Below are 17,683 nucleotides of genomic sequence, written 5' to 3'. Positions count from 1 at the left end.
CGACGGTCGCCGCTCGATAACCGCACCGATCCGCCGCCGTTCACCAAGCCCTGGCCTCGGAAACGATCCGCATTGCCGTTTCAAGGTGTTGGATCATAGGCCCATGGATCGGTCCGAGGAAATGAGCCGCGCTGAACAGCGCATCTTGTACGCAAGGTTCCAGCTCGCGCACTTCTTCAGCCTCTACTTCGAGTCGACGCCTGCGGTCCTGCGGGGCGGGGATGCGGCGGGTGATTTAGAGGTCTCGGGCAGCGACCACATCCCCAACCGGATAGTCGAGGGATTTGTCGCTTCAGTAGCAGACCACCTTCGGGCGTGGTACCGCGCGTCAGCTCCTACCGATAACGATTCGCGGCCCTTCTTGAGTGTCTACGCGGACTACACGCTCTGGCGGGCGATTCTGGAGGCCGCGGCTTGTGCTGTGTGGATCTTGGGGCCAGATGAGCGGGAAGAGCGCATCCTTCGCGGAACCCGCCTCGCGATTTACGAGTGGAGAAAGTCCGTGCCACTGCGTCACGCCGACGGCGATTTCGACCAGCCCATGGCGCGGTTGCACGCTGAGCAGGAAGCAGTGGTGAGGCGCGTCTGCATTGCGATGGGATTCGACTTTGACTCGCTCGACAGGAAGGGCCTGACGCCATCCGCTGTCGTCAACGGCGCGCGTAACCATCTCGGATCCGCGGGGCAGGATCTAGCTTTCTGGTGGACGGTCTGTTCGAGGTATGCCCATGCTCAGACGCTCACCGTGATGCTTCTGGGCGTCCGCACGAGCGAACGCACACCCGATGGGGAGACCGTCAACGTCACGACGGACGCAGAACTCCTGGCCGACGTTGTCGGCTTCGGCATCACAATGATCGACATGCTCGTCAGCCTGCTCAGGAACGGCGGATTCGAACGACGCAGTCGCACCGAGTAGGACGACATGCCGATGGATCAGAATGCCAGATGATCCAGGTTGTGCGAACTCCGATCGAGGACCCCGTCACGTCCACCTCGTGCCACCTCGTCGTCGGACGCCTCGTGATGGCGATGTCGTAGCAGGATCGTCGTATGACCTTGAAGCGTTGCAGGAAACCCTCGGAGAGAAAACCAACGCCGAGTGCGCCAACCCAATACGAGATGGACGTCGCAGATCTCCTGGCAAGAGCCGACCCGGGAGCGACCGTGGAGTGGAACGCGCACGTGGTCGGGCGTGCCAGCGGCCGCTGTCGTCAGATCGATGCACTCATCGAGGGCTCGTTCGCGACAATCGAAATGGCCATTGCCATCGAGTGCAAGAAGCATGGCAGGAAGGTCACGATCGGAGTAGTCGACGAGTTCATCGGGAAAGTCATCGACAGCGGCGCAGATAGGGGTGTGCTCTACAGCTGGGAAGGTGCCGACGCTGGTGCGATCGCGCGCGCAAAGGGGGCGTACTCGCCCACGATCGAGATTCGCGAGCTGAAGACGGCATTGAAACCATGGCCCGAGGTCGTCGATGAATGGATATCTGACTGCCCGAACCCGAATTGCCCAGATGACATTTCGTGGCGGGAGCGGGAGGGGCCTGGAGGACAGTCCTATGAGATCGGCACCTGCTACAGCTGCGGCACTCCCGCGGTGAAGTGCGGCAATTGCGGGCAAATCTCGGATTTTCCGTCCGGTGAGACGATCTGCCAAGGATGCGGAGCGGTCTTCTCGAAGACGGAATTCCCGAACGGAGGGGTACTTCTGGAAGTTGACTACTCAACGGCTCAATAGTGACACCACGCGGGATGGCGGAGGAGATTCCGACCGTCACCGGACATCCGCGACCGCCTTCGGGCGCATGAATGACTCTCGACCCGTAGACCTCAATCGTCGGCAGTCCCCTATGCAACGGGATATCGAGGAGCCTCAGGTGGGTGCGTGGCAGAACTCGTCATCGGCGCAGATCCGAGTGAGGTCTTTCTCGGGAAGCGTTGTTTCGACTGAACGCGGCCCAGTCCAATTGGGCCATTGTGCGGCGTCGGGATTCCGTGATGGTCGCGAGTGAGCCTGGGCGGTTCTCGCTCAATTCTTATGGATCCGATATCGCGCTGATCAGGGATTCTTCGAAACGATCACAGTTGGTTTCAGATGGTTTTCGCGCACTTAATGGCACATGATGGCACAAGATCGGGCCGCAGGTGGGCTTCAAGCCGCGATTGGGGCCAACAGATCACGACTGAATGTTTCGCCTGCTAGAAGGGCTGGGGCTCCGTAACAGCGGCAATCTCTCTTGCAGAGCGGAGAACCCTCTGCGAGTTGACTCAACTGCGTACGAAAAGTGGCATCGCCAGCGGCCTCTGGTGAACGACGACCTCCCACGTGTGGAGCTCCCAGCCAATTGCGATGATTGCGTCGAGAGACTCCTGCCAGGAGGGCACGCTCGCGGCGGTCGCGGACTTGTACTCCATCTGCAAGATCGGGGTGAAGTGGTTCAGGCCCGCGTCCCATGCATCCTGCGCTTCCCGGGAAAGCGCATCGATCTTCGAGTCCTTGATCCAGCCCATGAGCTCTCCCTGCGTTTCCTAGTTGCGATCGACCTACAGGCATGCCCGCACACTCTAGTTGCGCTTCCCGAGACCCGGGGATCCGCCACTTACGGCTCGAACGCTGTTGCGGGTCTCGTCGGCTGGCGGCTTCGCAGCGCGCTGGGGCGGGGGCGCCACTCGGTTGATCGACGACTTGAGCTGCAGCGTCACTTCGATGCCGATGGCTCCGCGCAACTGTCCCGAGTTTTCGCACGGAGGGACGGAGCGATCGAGCGGGTGGATGTAAACCTTGCCGTTCTTGACGTTCGTCTGAGTGCGTCTGCCACATACTTCGCATATGTACGGCCGCCCTCGCGGGAATCTTGGTATGAGGGCGCTCGTGTTTGAGGAGGGGCACTGATGCCGAGGGGCTTCAGAGCGCGCATGTTCGACGATCGTGTCAGTCTCATCCATCGAGACGGCCGTCTGGCAGATTGGGCAGCGCAGCACCATGATGCCAAGCCACTTTCTGCTGTGCGCGTCCACGGCGCCAGCCTACTGATACGACCGCGCAGACTCTCCATCGAGCGGGCTCTGGCTCGCACCTTTCCTGGATCAGCAGCGATTCGAGCAGCCAGCGGCACAGGTGTCGAAGAGTTTGCACCGCACTGTTGGCCAGGGGGCATCAAACCGACCGGTAGTACTGAGTAGAGATTGGCGAGGATTATTGCGATGGTTAGGCGTGCGCACATGGTGTCGGCTGGATACATTCGAGCATGGGCCGACGAGAAGGATACTGTCGACGTGATCGACCTACAGCATGACCGCGGATTCCCCTCTGCTGTCTCGAATGCCACTGTCGTGAGCTACGCATACGACCCCGAGGTCATGCAACATGATCTCGAGAATGACTATGCACGCATTGAAGATCGCGGAATCCCAGTGATCGAGAAGCTGCGCAATGGCGAGACGACCGTTACCCCCGCCGAGATGGGTGCCATGATCGGCTTCCTCGACATGCACCTCGACCGGGGTCGATATGCAGATCAGACAAAGATTCGTACACCTGCCGCTGTGTTGATGACCGGCGGGCAGGTTGAACACAGGGAGCTGAATCTTGGAGACAGGTTGCTCCTTTCGCGGTCTCTGCCGGACGTCATACGGCTAGCTGACCTGAGGCTCGAGGAATGGGAATGGCGAGTGAACGACGTGCGACCGTTCCGCCTCGCAACTGGGGATGGCGCGGTCATGCTCTGGGCGTCCGCCAGTGGCGCCGATATTTGCACAGTCTCCTTTCCTCTGTCGCCCACGCAACTACTCGTGATCGGCAAGGATCTCCCTCCCGACATCCCCCTCAATGTTCTGCTTGCGGAAAAGTGCCGACGCTGGCTGGTAGGAGAGCGGGGAGTTCTCAACTTGAACTTCAAGGCTCAGCGATCGAGAACCGAACGTCAGCTGTGATTGTCTGCCGCCACTGCGAGTGTCGCCGCTGACGAGCCTGTCGGGGCGCGCACTCGTTCTAACGGAGAGATGCTCTAGTCCTTGATGTCGGCGAGCTTGTGTCTATTCACCAGGTGATAAGCGCGCTTCCTCCCCCGTCATCTTGGGGTGCGAACGGGCCCTTAGTGGTGCGGCATTTCCGGGGGACGCATCGTCTTGGTCGACGGCACTCATCGCTGGGCGGCCGCGCACTTGCCGCAGAAGACGAGCTTTGTAGTTCGATCCTGTAGCGCGGAGTTCGCTGTCGGCACGGTGCCTCTCTAAGTGTGAGGTAGGCTCCAGCCCACTGTCAGCTACCCGAATGACGCCCAAGTCGAGTGAGAGGTTCAACGGCCTTCCAGGTGGACCAGAGGCGATCCACGGTGCCGTGCGCCTCGTCAACCTCGACTGGGGCGTCCATAGCTTTGAATGCCTGCAATAGGTAGTGCCAAGCAGCACTTCCGTGGAGGCACGCCTCGTAGAGCGACACCTCGACCCACAACGAGCGGTTGTCCAGTATCTTGGGCGCTGTCTCGGCGACCGGATGTCCACCGGCCTCGCAATGATCCCGATAGTCAGAGTTCGGGAACCGGCCGTCTGCACGCTGTCGTATTTTCCCCGGCTGCCACCACGCGAGCCGACGCGCATGATCCGCACGCAGCCAGTCGATCGCATCCTCCGGGTCCTCGGAGACGGCCCAAGCGAGGTATTCAATCTCTACGAGCTGCCTTACTAAAGCCGCTGACGCGTATGCGCACCGAGAATCGGCGAGTACAACGATGCCCTGAAGAAGCTCGCAACCGATACCAGCGACGAGCCCAGAAGCCATGATGCGTGAGCGGTGGGATTCACTGACTTCACTGCTCACCGCTAGCTCACGAGCTGCAGATCCGAATTGGGCGAAGGCACCCATCAGCGCGGTAGCAAGCTCACGGCGCGCACGCCTCGGGTCATCGCCACTCTCCTCTGGTACCTGAGCTTCCATGCTCGGACGCTACCAGCACGTCGAACGCGAGTGCGTCAAACAACTGGGCGCCTCGTACACCGGTTGCGTGCTCAGAAAGTAGATGCCTACTAACTACCTGCGTCTCATGAGAGATCCGCGCTGCGGTCTCTCACGCATAGGCGAGGATTGCGTTTAGACGCATGTCCTCATCGGCTTATCCTTGCCTCTGGCGCCCGCCTGGGATCGCTGCCAGCCGTGAGCCCCCACACGGATTCGCGGGCTGTCGCAGTGGACCGCGCGAGCCCACGATCGGCGCGATCCCGACCCATCGCAATCACGAACTGCTCTCGGGCATCGTTCGGATCTCCCGCCATGAGATGTAGTCGATTGAGACTTCGCCCGCGCGTCATCCCCACATACACTCCCGCGGCACCCGCCGCATCGCTGACCACCGTGTGGGACTCCTCGACCGTCATACCCTGCACCCCGTGGGCCGTCGCGGCATACGCGAGTTGCGTGTGCTCGGCGACGTACTCGGCAGGCAGCCGCACAGGTCGCGGCCGACGGACGGAGGCACGATCTACCGCCCACACCGCACCGTCGTCGCCCACGCTCCGAACAACCCAGATTTGCCGGTTCGCCACACGCAGGCGCGAGTCGTTCCGCCGCGTCTGAATCACATCACCGCGCCCGATGCTCAGCCCATCGCTTCCGGTGGCCGTGCGGCTGTCATCAACTTCACGGGCCCGCACCCGCTCCTCGCGAATCCTGGCATTCAACTCGCGCGCCTCGACGTTCGTCGCAACGGTCATCGCGCAACCCTCGCGCCACTCCCGCGCGAGCGCCTCGAGCTGCGCATCCGGGCTCTTGTGAATCGAAACTAGCCCGAGCGCGCACAGTCGGTCGAAGACCGCCTCCGCATGATCCCCACGCCGCATTTGCACGGTGAGCGCGGCGTACTCGGGGTCAACGAATCGGTGCACGGCTGTCATGCGATGCACGTGGGGGCGCAGCTGCGCGGCCATGTTGAGCACGCCGCCGCGTCCGACCGCGGCGAGCTGCACACGGTCACCGGCGAGAGCAACCGTGGCGCCAGCCTCATCGGTGATGGTCAGCAGCGCGAGCGCCGTGTCTTGATCGAGCATGCCCGCCTCGTCGACGACGATTCGCTCCCCGCGTCGCAATCGTGCGGACGCTGCGGGGCCGGCGTAGGCCGCATCCGTATCGGGGTCGTGGTCGCCGATGGCGAGCCGCGTCCACACGCCGTCGCGATTCCACCGCCACCCGTGCTCGTGCACGAGCTTGGCGACGCTGTCGGCCGCAACCCCGAGCTCCTGGTGCGCAACGTCGGCCGCCTTCTTCGTCGGTGTGACCACGCGCGTCTTGCGACCCTGCATCGCCGCCGCCTGGATCGCGGCGGCGAGCATCGTCGTCTTGCCCGCGCCGGCCGCACCCTCGACAATGACGAGCGATTGGGTGGATGCCACGGTCGCAGCCGCGCGCGCCTGTGCCGGATCGAGGCGGAGTCGCTGTGCAATGCGCGACAGGTCCGGCGTGCGCACCTGCGGCCGCTCGGCACGCGCTATGAGCAGATCGCGCAGCCGGGTCTCGACGGCGATGACGCGCACACTCGTCAGGTGTGCGACGTGCTCAGGTCGCGGCCCATCGGGCGGCAGCACTGACAGGCAGTTCTCCTCGGCGAGCTCTGTGGCAATCGTGACGAACTCGCGCAGCGGCGTCGGTTGGGCACGCACGCCGGCCTCGGTGACGAGGTGCGACGCGTGCTCCTGGATATCGTGCACCGTCCACGTCGACGCGGCGGCCGCGCAGCGATCGAGCGCGCGGGACGCGACATCCTGCACGCTCAGCTCATCGAGCGCGACGGAGGGTTGCGCCCGCACGCGCTCGAGATCAGGTCGATAGCCGGATGCCTCGAGCTCGCGTCGCCATGCTTCCTCGTTGCCGAGCTGGGCCGGCTTCTTCTGCGGCCGCTCGTGATCCCACGCCATCGCCGTCAGTCGCGACATTGCGGCTGGTCCTGGTTCCTGGTCCAGATGCTCTGCTCGCCAGTCCTTCTCGAAGCGCGCCAGGTTTCGCGCAACCTGCTCGGCACGCTTGCTCATCGCCGCGTTGAACGGTTGCAGCTCGGTGACCTCGGAGGTCACCGGATCCAGCGTGAGGCCACTCGCATCGAGCGCGGCCGCGAGCCGCGGGTGCGCCGCGATCACGGCAGTGCCAAGCGCCCGGATGGCACCTTGTTGCCGGAACAGCGCTGCCGTGTCGAGACCTCGCCACGTGGCATCCGCCCACACCCGCGTGCCGATCTGGAAGTGGATGTGCCAGTGCGGGTCGCCGGCCCGCGAGGTCTTGTGCGAGACCGCGACCGTCTCGATCTGCTCGACCGGCACCACTCGCTGCGCGCCGCGCGGGCCGACGCGCGTGACCGAGTGTTGGCCGAGCCAGACTCGGATCGCGGCGACCGCGTCGCGCTGCGCCGCATCGAGGGCGTCGGATACCTGGGGGTGCAGCGCCGCGGCGATCGACAGCGATTTCGGCGCGTTCACGACCATCTCGGCGAATCGCGGCGATCCGTGGCGAGCGTCGCCGGCATGGCGCGCCGTACCCATCGACTCGCCGGTGAGTGGGTTGATCCAGTCGACCCACTGGGCGTACCGGTCGGGAGTGAGCGCGCCCTCGCCGATCACGTGGCCGCTGCTGTCGACAACGGAGAACTCGGCCAGAGCCGTGCCGCCCTCGAGGTAGTAGTCGTCGGCGCGGGAGCGATCGGACTCGAGGTAGCGGCGCGCGTTGGCCCCGGAACCCCGGTACAAGATCACTCCACCTCGCATCGCCTTCCTCCGAGCTAGCTCAGGTTCTTGCAACTACCTACGGTAGCATACGTCCATTCATGTTGGGGTGAAGTAACGGAGGTGAGGATGGAGGAGTCGGAGTCAAAGCATTGTTGGGCGGTCGTCGGCCTCATCGGGTTGGCTGGTGCGGTGGTCGGGTGCGCGCTTGGCCGTCGCGGTCGAGCGCGAAGGATGATCCCCATGCGGGCGTTGCACGCAAGTGGTGCCTATGCGAGCTGTGCTGTGAGTTCGCCTCTGGTGCTCCATGATGTCGGGCGATTGCTGGTGTGATCGGCAGCAAGAGCGCTCGTCCGCTCAGCTTTTCGTTGCCACTGCCGTCGGGCGATGTCTTCAGATTCATATCCAGCGCGATGAGCTCCTTCGCCGCGGTAGGTTCACTGCGCGCCGAACGCATACCGACCAGAGCCAGAACTGCTGCCGCGATGGCAGACAAGCCCGCGAATAGCGCAACGGCGATTTCGTTATTCACGACCGGCAGCGTACGAGGCTTCGCGACCGTGCCTCGCCCACCGCCCGGAGAGTTCGTCCGAAGCGTCAAGAGATGAAGCGGCGACACTCACAACGGTTGCGCTTGAGGTGTCGGACGTGGCTGTCATACTCAGGGCCAAATGGGGACAACAACTACATCACCGGGAGCGCATGCGTTTCCTTTGTGGTCAGACGAGCCAGCGGATAGGGATCTCCTGGCTTTCCGCGCAGTCGCCGAAACCGTGGCAGACGCGATCTTCGACGATGACCTCGATCCGATCGCCATCGGGCTTTCCGGAGCGTGGGGGAGCGGCAAGACGAGCGTGCTTGAGCTTGTCGTGGCAGAGATCGGTGCGCGTTCGCAGGGATTCGACGGCAAGGTGCTGGTCGTGCCCACGCAGCCATGGCGATACGACCCCGCCGTCGGCCCGAAGGAGAGCCTCATCGCCGAGGTCCTCGGCGCGCTGAACGGGGAGTTCAACGAGAGCGACCCAGTCGGGCAGGCCGGGCTTCTGATGTTCAAGAAGCTCGTGCGCAAGGTCAACTGGACGAAGGCCGTCAAGATGGCGGCGCGGACCGCCATCACGTTGCAGCTCCCTGAGTTCGACGACGTCCTGGGCTTGGTCAACGACGACCCCGAGAGCCTCGACGGCGAGAAAGGCATGGAGGCGTTCCGCGAAGAGTTCCAGGCACTCCTCGATGACCCCGCGCTGCAGCACATCTCCCGAGTCGTCGTCCTGGTCGACGATCTGGACCGCTGCCTCCCGGACACCGTCGTCGAGACGCTCGAGGCGATCCGCCTGTTCCTCTCCGCCAAAGGCATGTCGTTCGTGATCGCGGCGGACGAGGACCGCGTCGCGGAGGCAATCCAGCAGAAGTTCCATTCGCCCGACGGCGGCACGGATGACGAGTCGCCCGCCAAGCTGTATCTGCACAAGATTGTCCAGACGACGATCCCGGTTCCGGCCCTCAGCCGTTTTGACACCGAGGCGTACCTCTTCCTCCTGCTCGCGAAGTCGGGGCTTGAGGACGACGCGTACGAGGCGCTCGTTTCGCAGTGCGACGGGCTGAGGATCTCGGGCGGTGGCCTCGACGCCATCGAAGTCGAGGAGGGCAGCCGGCTCGCCGACCATCTCGTCACCGCGGCGCGTCTCACGCCCATCCTCTACGAGAAGTTCCACGGCAACCCGCGCCGAATCAAGCGGTTCCTCAATGACCTCAACGTCCGACAGAGCATCGCCCAACGCCGCGGCTTCGACCTGGCGCCGGACGCCGTCGCCAAGTTGATGGTGCTCGAGCGCATCCTCACCGAGGACTTCAAGCAGGTGCTCGACTGGCTGGCGACGAACCAGCTTCGCGACAAGCTCGAGGCTCTCGAACTCGTCGCGAACGGGCCGTCCGTGCGGGTGGACGAAGAAGCCGAAGGCTCGCCGGCAGCCGAACAGCCGAAGCCTCCGGTCAAGGCCAAGGTCGCGAAGGCAGCAGCCGACGAGATCGTCGTTGCCTCGGCGCCCGACGACGGCTTCACGGACACCTTGAAGCGTTGGGCGAAGCTTCCGCCCGCTCTGGACGCCACGGCAATCTCCGGTTACCTGTACCTCGCGGCCTCCTTCGCGAAGATCGAGGTCATCGACACCGGTCTTCCCGAGCGACTCAGGGACCTGGCGGCCGCCCTCACCTCCTCCCTCAAAGTGGATCGCACCGGGATCACCGACGATGCCCTTCGTGCGCTCCCGGAGACCGACGCGCGCACGCTCGTCGGCTACCTCGGGCGGCGAACTCGAGACCAGCCCTCAATCCAGAAGTTTTCGGTGGAGAGCCTGCTTCGCCTGGCCGCGACCCAGCCAGCCGTTACGGGTGACGTCGTGAGCGCTCTGAAGTCCATTCGCGGTGTTGACGTTGAGGTGGCGACCGTCGTGAAGCTGCGACCGTTCGACGGGGTGACGTATGGCCCGGTCCTTGCCGCCTGGAAATCCGGGGCAACGTCTCAACAGGTCGTGAACTCCATCGCGGTCGTCGAGAAGGAATGGGCTGGCAATGGGAACTAGTGGCTCATTCGGCGGCAGCGGCGGCAAAGACGCCAAGGACCTCCGTGACAACATCGCCGGATGGCTTGACGGTGACGACGGCGACGTCACCGGGGCCGCTGATGGCCACGCCGATGGTGACGGCGATGCGGGCGGACAGCAGTCAACTCCAGCGACGGGGGCAGGTTCGCCCGCACGGACCATCGATCTGGGCCCCGCAGTCCGCCTACTCTTCCGTTCCCGAGGCGGGGGCGGTGATGGCCCTGGCGGAGGTGGGGGCGGCGGAGCCGGCGGAGGTGGTAGCCGCTCCTCCGGCGGCGTGACGCGATCTGTCGGACGTATCTCGCGTGCGGCGGGTCGCGGCGGGAGCCTTGCTCTCGCGTACTCAACCGGCGACCGGGCCGCTCTCGACAGGGCCGGACTCAACTACGACGAGTTGCGCGCGCTCGGAGACCCGGTCGCGATCGGCATCCGGATCGTCGAGGCGGCGTTTGATGCCAAGGCCGACAGCACCATCGCGGACGCTGAGGAACGCGGCATCGTGGCCGAGGTGGTCGCGTGGATCCTCGAGCAGCCCAGCGATCGGACGCCGACTCCCGAGGAGGTCGTTCGCAAGACGATCGAGACGACGATCGCCGAGACGGCGCTGACCGAAATCGCGTCGACGTTGTATCAGCAGGGCGCGTCATATGCCGAGCGGCAGAGCGTGGAACAACAGATCCGCGAGGTCGCCGCGGAGTACGCGGCACAGGCCAACCTCACCGCCACCGGCGCCACCGAGCAGGAGATGTCCACCGCGATCGAGACCGGCATCCGCGACATCGGAATCATCTTTGGAGTCGCGCCATGAGTCGCCTGATACTCACCTTGTCCGAAGCCACGGCTGACGCGGCCCTCACCGACGGCACGTTCGACGAGGTGTTCCTCTGGACCGGGGCGGGCCGAACCACGTTCACCGGATCCACCGGGCCGTACCTTCACGAACTCGGCGCCGTCAACCCGATCAACGTAGATCTCGTCCGCATCGCCCTTGCCGTGCTCGCAGCTGATCGCTCGATCCTTCGGGTGGGTCGTGGCTCCGATTGGAACGCCCGCGACCTCGACCTGACCATCGACGTCGCCAACGCCGACATCTGGACTGCCCGCGCCGACGAGCTGTCAGAGCTCATCGGCTTTCTGACGGGCGACCACTGGAGCTTCATCTTCACGCAGGCTCCCGAGGCGGCCTTCCCGCCGCTCGCCGTGGAGGGCGAACGTCACGGCCGCACGGTGCTTCTCAGCGGCGGTGCCGACTCGGCCGTCGGTGCGCTGCTGTCCGCTCTCGACCTTGGAGCGGGCCGCTCGCAGGCGTTGGTGTCGCACTACAGTTTCACCGCACTCTCCCCGGTGCAGCGAGACCTCGTCGCGGCGATCGAGGGACTTGTTCCAGGACAGGCGCAGGTTCACCACCAGTTCCATCTGAACCGTGCGAGTCGGCGTCTCGACGGCACCGACTTCCGGAGCGAGACATCCACCAGGTCGCGCTCATTCCTCTTCCTCGCACTCGGCCTCGCCGTGGCTGAACGCGCCAACTCGCTCCTCTGGATACCGGAGAACGGTTTCGCCTCCCTGAATCCGCCGCTCGGTCCCGACCGTCGCGGGAGCCTGTCGACCCACACCACACATCCGCGGTTCCTTCGTGAACTGAGCGCTCTGGTCACCGCCGCGGGCGGGCACGGCGTGCTCGAGAATCCATTTGAACCGATCACCAAGGGGGAGATGTTCCGCCGCCTTGCGGCGGCCATCGGCGTTGACGAAGCGTCCCGCTACCTCAGCGCGACCAATTCCTGCTCGCACACCGACGGCCGATACAGCGGCGCACCCGCCGGCACCGCGTGCGGTGTCTGCTTCGGCTGCCTCGTGCGACGCTCCGCTTTCGCCGCGTCCGGTGTCCCTGACGCGACGACGTATCTCGTAGACGACACAAGTGGCCGATTCGACGAGTTCGTGCGCGGCAAGAGCATCGTCGAGCCCATGCGTGACTTCGTTGCCCGCGGTGTGCGGCCGCGCGATGTTATGGCGATGTCACTTCCCGAGGGGTACAGGGCACAGGACGCGTTGACACTCTGCGCGCTCGGGGTCGACGAGCTCCGACAGGTGGTCGCGTGAGTCCGGCGCTCCCACCTCTCGATCTTCACGCGCACGTCAAGACCTCGATCCCTGCGCGGGACCTGGAGCGGCTCGGCGCGGTCGTATTCGCCGCGACCCGCTCACTCGACGAGTTCAGCTCGACCCAGCGCCGACGCGATGCCGTGACCGTCTGGGGGATCGGCTGCCATCCGGGCGTGCAAGCCGCACAGCGCGACTTCGATCCAGAGCGGTTCGCTTCGCTCGCCCGTACAACCCCTTATGTCAGCGAGGTGGGGTTGGACCGTCGGTCGCGGGTCCCCATGGCGACGCAGCTGGGGACGTTCCGTGCGATCCTGCAGGTGCTCTCTGTAAGTCCCCGGATCGCGTCGATTCACAGCAGCGGTGCGCACGCGCAGGTGCTCGACGCGCTCTCAGACACCCCGATTAGGGGCGCCATACTCCACTGGTGGCGAGGCACCCGTGAAGAGACGGCCCGCGCCGTATCTCTGGGATGCTGGTTCTCGGTGAATGCGGCCAACCTCAAGTTTCCGGAGAGCGTCGCAATGATTCCGTTCGACCGCATCCTCACGGAGACCGACCACCCATCGGGGGATCGCGACTCGGCAGAACCAAGACAACCCGGGGCAGTCAATGCCATTGAGGCTTCCCTCGCTCGTGTCTACGGGGTATCGGTTCCGCGCATCCGCCGGCAGATCTGGCACAACTTCGCCTGCGTCGTCGACGAAGTCGAGGTCAGCAGATTGATTCCGACTCCCGTTCAAAGGATGCTCACCTTCGTACGAGATGAGGACGGTGGTTAATGAGCGGTCGGCAAGAGACAGCAGCGGTCAAGCTGCCCTTTGAAGGGGGCGAGCACCTCTGCACCTGGGACCTTCCAGATGGCGAAGGCGGCATCCGGCCTGCACCTGGGCTGCTGACTGTCGAGCCCGGGCACTGGCCGAAGGCAACCGTCTACGGCGAGATGCCCATCGAGTGGCGAGGTGGCATGGCTTCGTTCCCGCAGCGCCATGAGTTCGATTGCCTCCGCGGAACCTTATCGTCGGGCGCCCGCGTCTCACTCATGAACGGCGAGTTGAACTATTGGGTCGAGTCCCAGGGACTTGCGCTCGGGGCGTTCGCTGTCATTTCACTCGCTTCACTCCCGGCCGAGGTCTCACAGCCGAGCTTCCGAGCAGTGGAGATCCAGATTGAGGGGATTGAGTCCGTGGTGGACACCGTTCCGATCGGTTCCGTAACGATGCCGAATCCGAACACCACCGCCGAAGAGCAGGAGCGGATCTGGTCCGCCACCCTGAACAGGTCTGGCGCATCGCTGTCGTGGGAACGAGATGGCATCAAGATGGAGACCTTCTACACGATCTCCATTCGAGCCTTCGATGGTTACGAGTTCGGTATGAGGTCGAGCCCTACTATTCGCCTGAGTTCCGACAACCCGATGACCGTGACGGACTGGTGGCTCGGCTGGGTGCTACCGCTTCGCAAGATGGTGTCAGCTCTCACGGGAGCCCCGCGCGCGATCCACTACTTCTTGGGGCTCGATGCCGCTGACGCGCGGGCGCGGCGAGACCAGGTGTTCGGATGGGATCTCACGCAAACACCTACCGACTCCAGCCGGGCCGAGACGCAGAAGGTCAAGTCCGCTCTCAAGGTCGTAGCCGACAACGCGAGCCTGCTCGATCTCCTTTTCACCTGGCGAACGCTGGCCGAGCGCCAGCACCCACTGATCGAGATCATGGGCGATATCTCGACGATGCGAGATCAAAGTCCGCGCTCGCGCTACCTCATGCTCGTTCAGGCGCTGGAGGGCCTGAGAGGCGATGAAACGCGAGACCAGAGGGCCAGGAAGCAAGCCGAATACACGGCGACGCGTGACGCCTTTCTCGAGCGCGTTCTGCCCACGCTTAGCGAGGAGGACGCCAAATTCCTCTCGACCCGGCTGATGAAATTCCCACCCGGCGGCCTGAGTGGTGACCTCGGGGCTGTTCTGAAGTCGCTGCCGGTCGACGTTCGACCGGAACTGGAGTCCTTGCCGCTCGTGGCGACGGTACGCGCGATGGACGGGGTCGACGACAAGCTTCCACTGGTGGATGTCCTCGTTACGATTCGCAACAAGCTTGCTCACGGGGAAGTCCAGTTCCCGCCCGATCAGGTGCAGACCATGGTCGACGTGCTGGAGCGAGTTGTCAGGTCGGAGACGGTGAGAGTACTCGACGGTCCCCTCGCGAGTCGCACACGGGCCGCTGAGAAGCCGCAGCGTTGACGCGGCGAATCCACGGCGGGCCGCCCGGGATGATCTAGTGGTCCTCGCGCCACCCATGTTTCGGGCCGAGCCTCACGCGCGCTGGTGCGCGAAATCGTGAAGGCGTAAGCCCCGCCGGTGAAGACGCCCGCACGGGCACGCCAACCGCTACAGGGATGTCTACCGAATTGATGTGGTCGCAGCTTCCAAATCGTCGTGATGTTATCCCGCTCGCCCTCGCCGTCCTGGCGGCAGGAGCCCGCGGTCGCGAGCCTTCGTGATCCAGCCCTGAGCGGTGGAGAGCGCCACGCCATTGATCTCCGCCATCGTCGCGCTTGGGTTCTTGTCGCCCTTCCGGGAGAGGTGGCCGTGCTGCAGGGCGACCAGCTCGTAGAAGTCGGGCGTCTTCTTCGGGTCGCCGAGCGGGTTGAGCAGGTCGCGCTCGCTGACCTTTCGGCCGGACGGCAGCACGATCTTGCCGCCGGTGATCGTCTCGGTGCGCTTCATCGCGAAGAGGCGCTTGTTGATCGCGGCCTCGATGCGTGCGGTCGGCAGCTCGCGAAGGAGCTGGCTCGTGATCGGGTCACCCGGGCGCCAGGGGAGGTAGATCACGCCGGTGATGCGGACTTCCTCCGGCACGGCGAACGGCTGCCGCTGCAGGCGGATCATCACGCGCGTGCGGGTGGCTTCGTGCTCGAGGTAGCGCCAGCGTCCGTCGATCGCCTCGTTCTGGTCGGAGGCCTTCTGCCCTTGGCTCTGATCCTCGGTATTGACCCAGTCGTTGTAGCCGAGGAGTTCGTCGAGCTGCGCGCTCGCGTCGTCGCTCCGCTCGCCGGGGAAGCGGTTCGGGAGGTGCCATCCGTCGGGCAGGTCGGTCGCGTCGAGCAGTCCGTCTTGCGACTGGTTCGCCCACGGGGACGGTTTGGGAAGGCCCATGGCTCGAGTCTAGCCACACAACTCAGGTACTTGCCGAAACCCGCGACAAGTGATAATCTCAGGTACTTGCAAATAGCCGCGTGTGGGTCGGCATGCATGAGATGCCAGCCGGCGGCCGATGAGTCGAGGGGGAGCGTCATGGCCGACACCGCGTGGAGGGTCGAGTACCTGAGCCGAGTCGAGGCGGCCGAGCGGTGTCGCATCCCGGTCTCGAGCTTCGACAAGCTGCGGCACGACGGGCTCATCCCCGAACCCGACGCCCGAATGGGCAAGCACCTGCTCTGGAGCGCCGACACGATCGACGAACTGCTCGCGCGGGGTGGAACGGAACACTGATGGCCGGGCGGCCGACGAAAGACACGCCGTCGCGGGTCGATCCGCGCACGGGTCGGCCACTGCCCGAGGGTATCCGTTGGCGCGCCGACCGCCAGCGCTACCAGATCCGCGTCGTCGGCCCGAGTGTCGACGGTGGCGCGGCCGAGCGCTCGCGCACGTTCCTCACGCTTGCCGAGGCGAAGCGCGAGCTTGCGAAGATGATCGCCGGCCGAAACCCGAACGGGTCGATGACGCTCGACCAGTGGTACAACAAGTACTGGCCGGCAATCGAGTCCTCCATCCGCCCGGCGACGGCCCGCAGTTACGGCGTCGCCTGGCGGCTCCGCGTGAGGCCCAGCCTCGGCCGGCACCGGCTCGACGAGATCACCTCGCCCATGATCGAGTCGGCGATGGTCGCGTGGTCGGGCGGGGCATCCGCCAAGAACGACGCCCTCGCGGTGCTCTCACGCCTCCTCGACGGCGCCCGCCGTTCGCGATTCATCGACTACAACCCGGCCCGCGAGGTGAAGCGGCCGAGCATGCGCGAGTCGATTTCGCCGGTCTCACGTGCGCTGACCTTCGACCAGATCCGCATCATGCTCGAGTTGGTGCCCGATGGCGTCTACCGCCGCTACCTCGCGGCGCTCGTGTACACCGGCATGCGAGCTGGGGAGGCCACCGCTCTTCGGGTCGGCGACGTCGACTTCCGCCGCGGTGTCATCCGTGTCAGTCGGTCGCTGAGCCCGGGCATGCGTGGTGAGCTCATCGAGCAATCGCCGAAGAGTCACAAATCGCGGGACGTCCCGCTGATCGACGCGCTGCGTCCGTATGCCGAGGCTGCAGCACGGGGTAAGCGTGCGAGTGACTTGCTCTTCGACGGCGCCGACGGCGGACGCCTCACGAGCCACAACGTGCGCCGAGCCGTCGACTGGGACGAGCTGCGCGTCGCGATCGGCAAACCCGACTTGCGCATCCATGACCTGCGCCATACGTTCGCGACGATCCTCTTCGACGCCGGCGCGAGTGCACCCGACGTGCAAGCGACGCTCGGCCACTCGAGCCTCCAAGTCACCGAGCGCTACTCACGTGCCCGAGAGGGGGTCGCGCTGCGCGCCGGCGCCGCACTCAACGAGGCCATCAGAGCCGACGGTCTCAAGCCCAGCGGCGACCGGGGCATGGCACATGAGGATGCCTCGGCCCGGCGTTAATGGCACAACAATGGCACACGCTCAGGCCAGGCTCGGCCCGGCCGCCTCTTGAAACCACGAAACCCCCGGTCTCCCGGGGGTTTCACTTGTGGCTCCGACCGGCATCGATCCGGTGACCTTTCGATTTTCAGTCGAACGCTCTACCAACTGAGCTACAGAGCCTCGGGGTGCGGAACACCTCGATGATAAGGAGAAAGCCCCTTCTCTCGAAAGGGAAAGGGCTTGTCGCCTGAGCGACCCTGACGGGACTTGAACCCGCGACCTCCGCCGTGACAGGGCGGCACGCTAACCAACTGCGCCACAGGGCCTCGTAAAGAAGCTGTTCAATTGTAAACCCATCGTCTGGGTGACCCCAACGGGATTCGAACCCGTGCTGCCGCCGTGAAAGGGCGGTGTCCTAGGCCGCTAAACGATGGGGCCGGAAGGTCTCGCCCGGGGGCTCGACCGCCGAGAAGAAAGCATACGCATACCTCGCCCAGATTCCAAAACGGGGCGGGCAAGACGCGCCACGCGCGACGGAAATGCCCGATCCGCGCTCGATCCGAACCTAGTGTGGCAAGGCCACTGCCCGCCCGGCGGGTACGCGAG

Annotated in this window: 15 protein-coding genes and 3 tRNA genes; 10 read left to right on the top strand and 8 right to left on the bottom strand. The window is 64.7% G+C overall.

All coding sequences use genetic code 11. From position 1 onward, the window contains the following. Positions 1–103: 103 nt before the first annotated feature. Together ACIQH8_RS06975 and ACIQH8_RS06970 are read left to right on the top strand one after the other, a co-directional pair. Positions 104–919, top strand: coding sequence for a hypothetical protein (locus ACIQH8_RS06975; protein ID WP_400996418.1), 816 nt, complete (start codon positions 104–106; stop codon positions 917–919). 134 nt (positions 920–1,053) lie between these two features. Further along, complete coding sequence (locus tag ACIQH8_RS06970) at positions 1,054–1,743, top strand: restriction endonuclease (RefSeq protein ID WP_400996415.1); 690 nt, start codon at positions 1,054–1,056, stop codon at positions 1,741–1,743. A 530-nt stretch (positions 1,744–2,273) separates the two neighbouring features. On the opposite strand, the gene ACIQH8_RS06965 is transcribed toward ACIQH8_RS06970, so the two are convergent. Further along, the gene (locus ACIQH8_RS06965; RefSeq protein ID WP_400996413.1) at positions 2,274–2,516 is read right to left on the bottom strand and encodes a hypothetical protein; all 243 of its coding nucleotides are present in this window, start codon (positions 2,514–2,516) and stop codon (positions 2,274–2,276) included. 693 nt (positions 2,517–3,209) lie between these two features. Here ACIQH8_RS06965 and ACIQH8_RS06960 point away from each other — a divergent pair. Further along, a complete protein-coding gene (locus tag ACIQH8_RS06960) occupies positions 3,210–3,938 on the top strand; it encodes a DUF4238 domain-containing protein (RefSeq protein ID WP_400996411.1) in 729 nt (242 codons plus the stop codon). A 328-nt stretch (positions 3,939–4,266) separates the two neighbouring features. On the opposite strand, the gene ACIQH8_RS06955 is transcribed toward ACIQH8_RS06960, so the two are convergent. From ACIQH8_RS06955 to ACIQH8_RS06945, 3 genes are all read right to left on the bottom strand, one after another. Continuing rightward, positions 4,267–4,941 carry a hypothetical protein gene (locus tag ACIQH8_RS06955; protein ID WP_400996409.1) on the bottom strand — a complete coding sequence of 225 codons (675 nt, stop codon included), beginning with the start codon at positions 4,939–4,941 and terminating at the stop codon, positions 4,267–4,269. Positions 4,942–5,108: 167 nt separating this feature from the next. Then, positions 5,109–7,739 (bottom strand): MobF family relaxase, encoded by a 2,631-nt coding sequence (gene mobF, locus ACIQH8_RS06950; RefSeq protein ID WP_400996406.1) that lies wholly within the window; start codon positions 7,737–7,739, stop codon positions 5,109–5,111. 142 nt (positions 7,740–7,881) lie between these two features. Continuing rightward, a complete protein-coding gene (locus tag ACIQH8_RS06945) occupies positions 7,882–8,241 on the bottom strand; it encodes a hypothetical protein (protein WP_400996403.1) in 360 nt (119 codons plus the stop codon). Positions 8,242–8,380: 139 nt separating this feature from the next. On the opposite strand from ACIQH8_RS06945, the gene ACIQH8_RS06940 reads away from it, so the two are divergent. The 5 genes from ACIQH8_RS06940 to ACIQH8_RS06920 are packed head-to-tail and all read left to right on the top strand — an operon-like array spanning position 8,381 to position 14,657. After that, positions 8,381–10,288, top strand: coding sequence for a P-loop NTPase fold protein (locus tag ACIQH8_RS06940; RefSeq protein ID WP_400996400.1), 1,908 nt, complete (start codon positions 8,381–8,383; stop codon positions 10,286–10,288). Beyond that, positions 10,278–11,117 carry a hypothetical protein gene (locus ACIQH8_RS06935; protein ID WP_400996398.1) on the top strand — a complete coding sequence of 280 codons (840 nt, stop codon included), beginning with the start codon at positions 10,278–10,280 and terminating at the stop codon, positions 11,115–11,117. The genes ACIQH8_RS06940 and ACIQH8_RS06935 overlap by 11 nt, the downstream gene beginning before the upstream one ends. Further along, the gene (locus tag ACIQH8_RS06930; protein WP_400996395.1) at positions 11,114–12,415 is read left to right on the top strand and encodes a hypothetical protein; all 1,302 of its coding nucleotides are present in this window, start codon (positions 11,114–11,116) and stop codon (positions 12,413–12,415) included. The genes ACIQH8_RS06935 and ACIQH8_RS06930 overlap by 4 nt, the downstream gene beginning before the upstream one ends. Then, entirely contained in the window at positions 12,412–13,197 is a 786-nt protein-coding gene (locus ACIQH8_RS06925; RefSeq protein ID WP_400996393.1) for a TatD family hydrolase, read from the top strand. Before ACIQH8_RS06930 ends, ACIQH8_RS06925 begins: the two co-directional genes overlap by 4 nt. Then, positions 13,197–14,657, top strand: a complete 1,461-nt coding sequence (locus ACIQH8_RS06920; RefSeq protein WP_400996390.1) for a hypothetical protein — start codon at positions 13,197–13,199, stop codon at positions 14,655–14,657. Before ACIQH8_RS06925 ends, ACIQH8_RS06920 begins: the two co-directional genes overlap by 1 nt. Before the next feature lie 201 nt (positions 14,658–14,858). On the opposite strand, the gene ACIQH8_RS06915 is transcribed toward ACIQH8_RS06920, so the two are convergent. Next, positions 14,859–15,572 carry a hypothetical protein gene (locus tag ACIQH8_RS06915; RefSeq protein ID WP_400996387.1) on the bottom strand — a complete coding sequence of 238 codons (714 nt, stop codon included), beginning with the start codon at positions 15,570–15,572 and terminating at the stop codon, positions 14,859–14,861. A 138-nt stretch (positions 15,573–15,710) separates the two neighbouring features. Between ACIQH8_RS06915 and ACIQH8_RS06910 the strand changes: the two genes are divergently transcribed. Both ACIQH8_RS06910 and ACIQH8_RS06905 read left to right on the top strand, forming a co-directional pair. Then, positions 15,711–15,908 carry an XRE family transcriptional regulator gene (locus ACIQH8_RS06910; protein ID WP_127794348.1) on the top strand — a complete coding sequence of 66 codons (198 nt, stop codon included), beginning with the start codon at positions 15,711–15,713 and terminating at the stop codon, positions 15,906–15,908. Beyond that, on the top strand, positions 15,908–17,095 hold the full coding sequence (locus tag ACIQH8_RS06905; RefSeq protein ID WP_400996383.1) for a tyrosine-type recombinase/integrase: 1,188 nt from the start codon (positions 15,908–15,910) through the stop codon (positions 17,093–17,095). The genes ACIQH8_RS06910 and ACIQH8_RS06905 overlap by 1 nt, the downstream gene beginning before the upstream one ends. Positions 17,096–17,184: 89 nt before the next feature. On the opposite strand, the gene ACIQH8_RS06900 is transcribed toward ACIQH8_RS06905, so the two are convergent. From ACIQH8_RS06900 to ACIQH8_RS06890, 3 genes are all read right to left on the bottom strand, one after another. Continuing rightward, positions 17,185–17,257, bottom strand: a tRNA-Phe gene (locus ACIQH8_RS06900). A gap of 72 nt (positions 17,258–17,329) precedes the next feature. After that, positions 17,330–17,403: transfer RNA gene (locus tag ACIQH8_RS06895), tRNA-Asp, on the bottom strand. A 39-nt stretch (positions 17,404–17,442) separates the two neighbouring features. Next, positions 17,443–17,515: transfer RNA gene (locus ACIQH8_RS06890), tRNA-Glu, on the bottom strand. Between the last annotated feature and the right edge of the window lie 168 nt (positions 17,516–17,683).

It is taken from the genome of Agromyces sp. GXQ0307 (assembly GCF_044769845.1).
Taxonomy (GTDB): Bacteria; Actinomycetota; Actinomycetes; order Actinomycetales; family Microbacteriaceae; genus Agromyces.
Note: the sequence above shows the minus strand (reverse complement) of the source record. Positions and strands in the feature narration are given on the sequence as shown.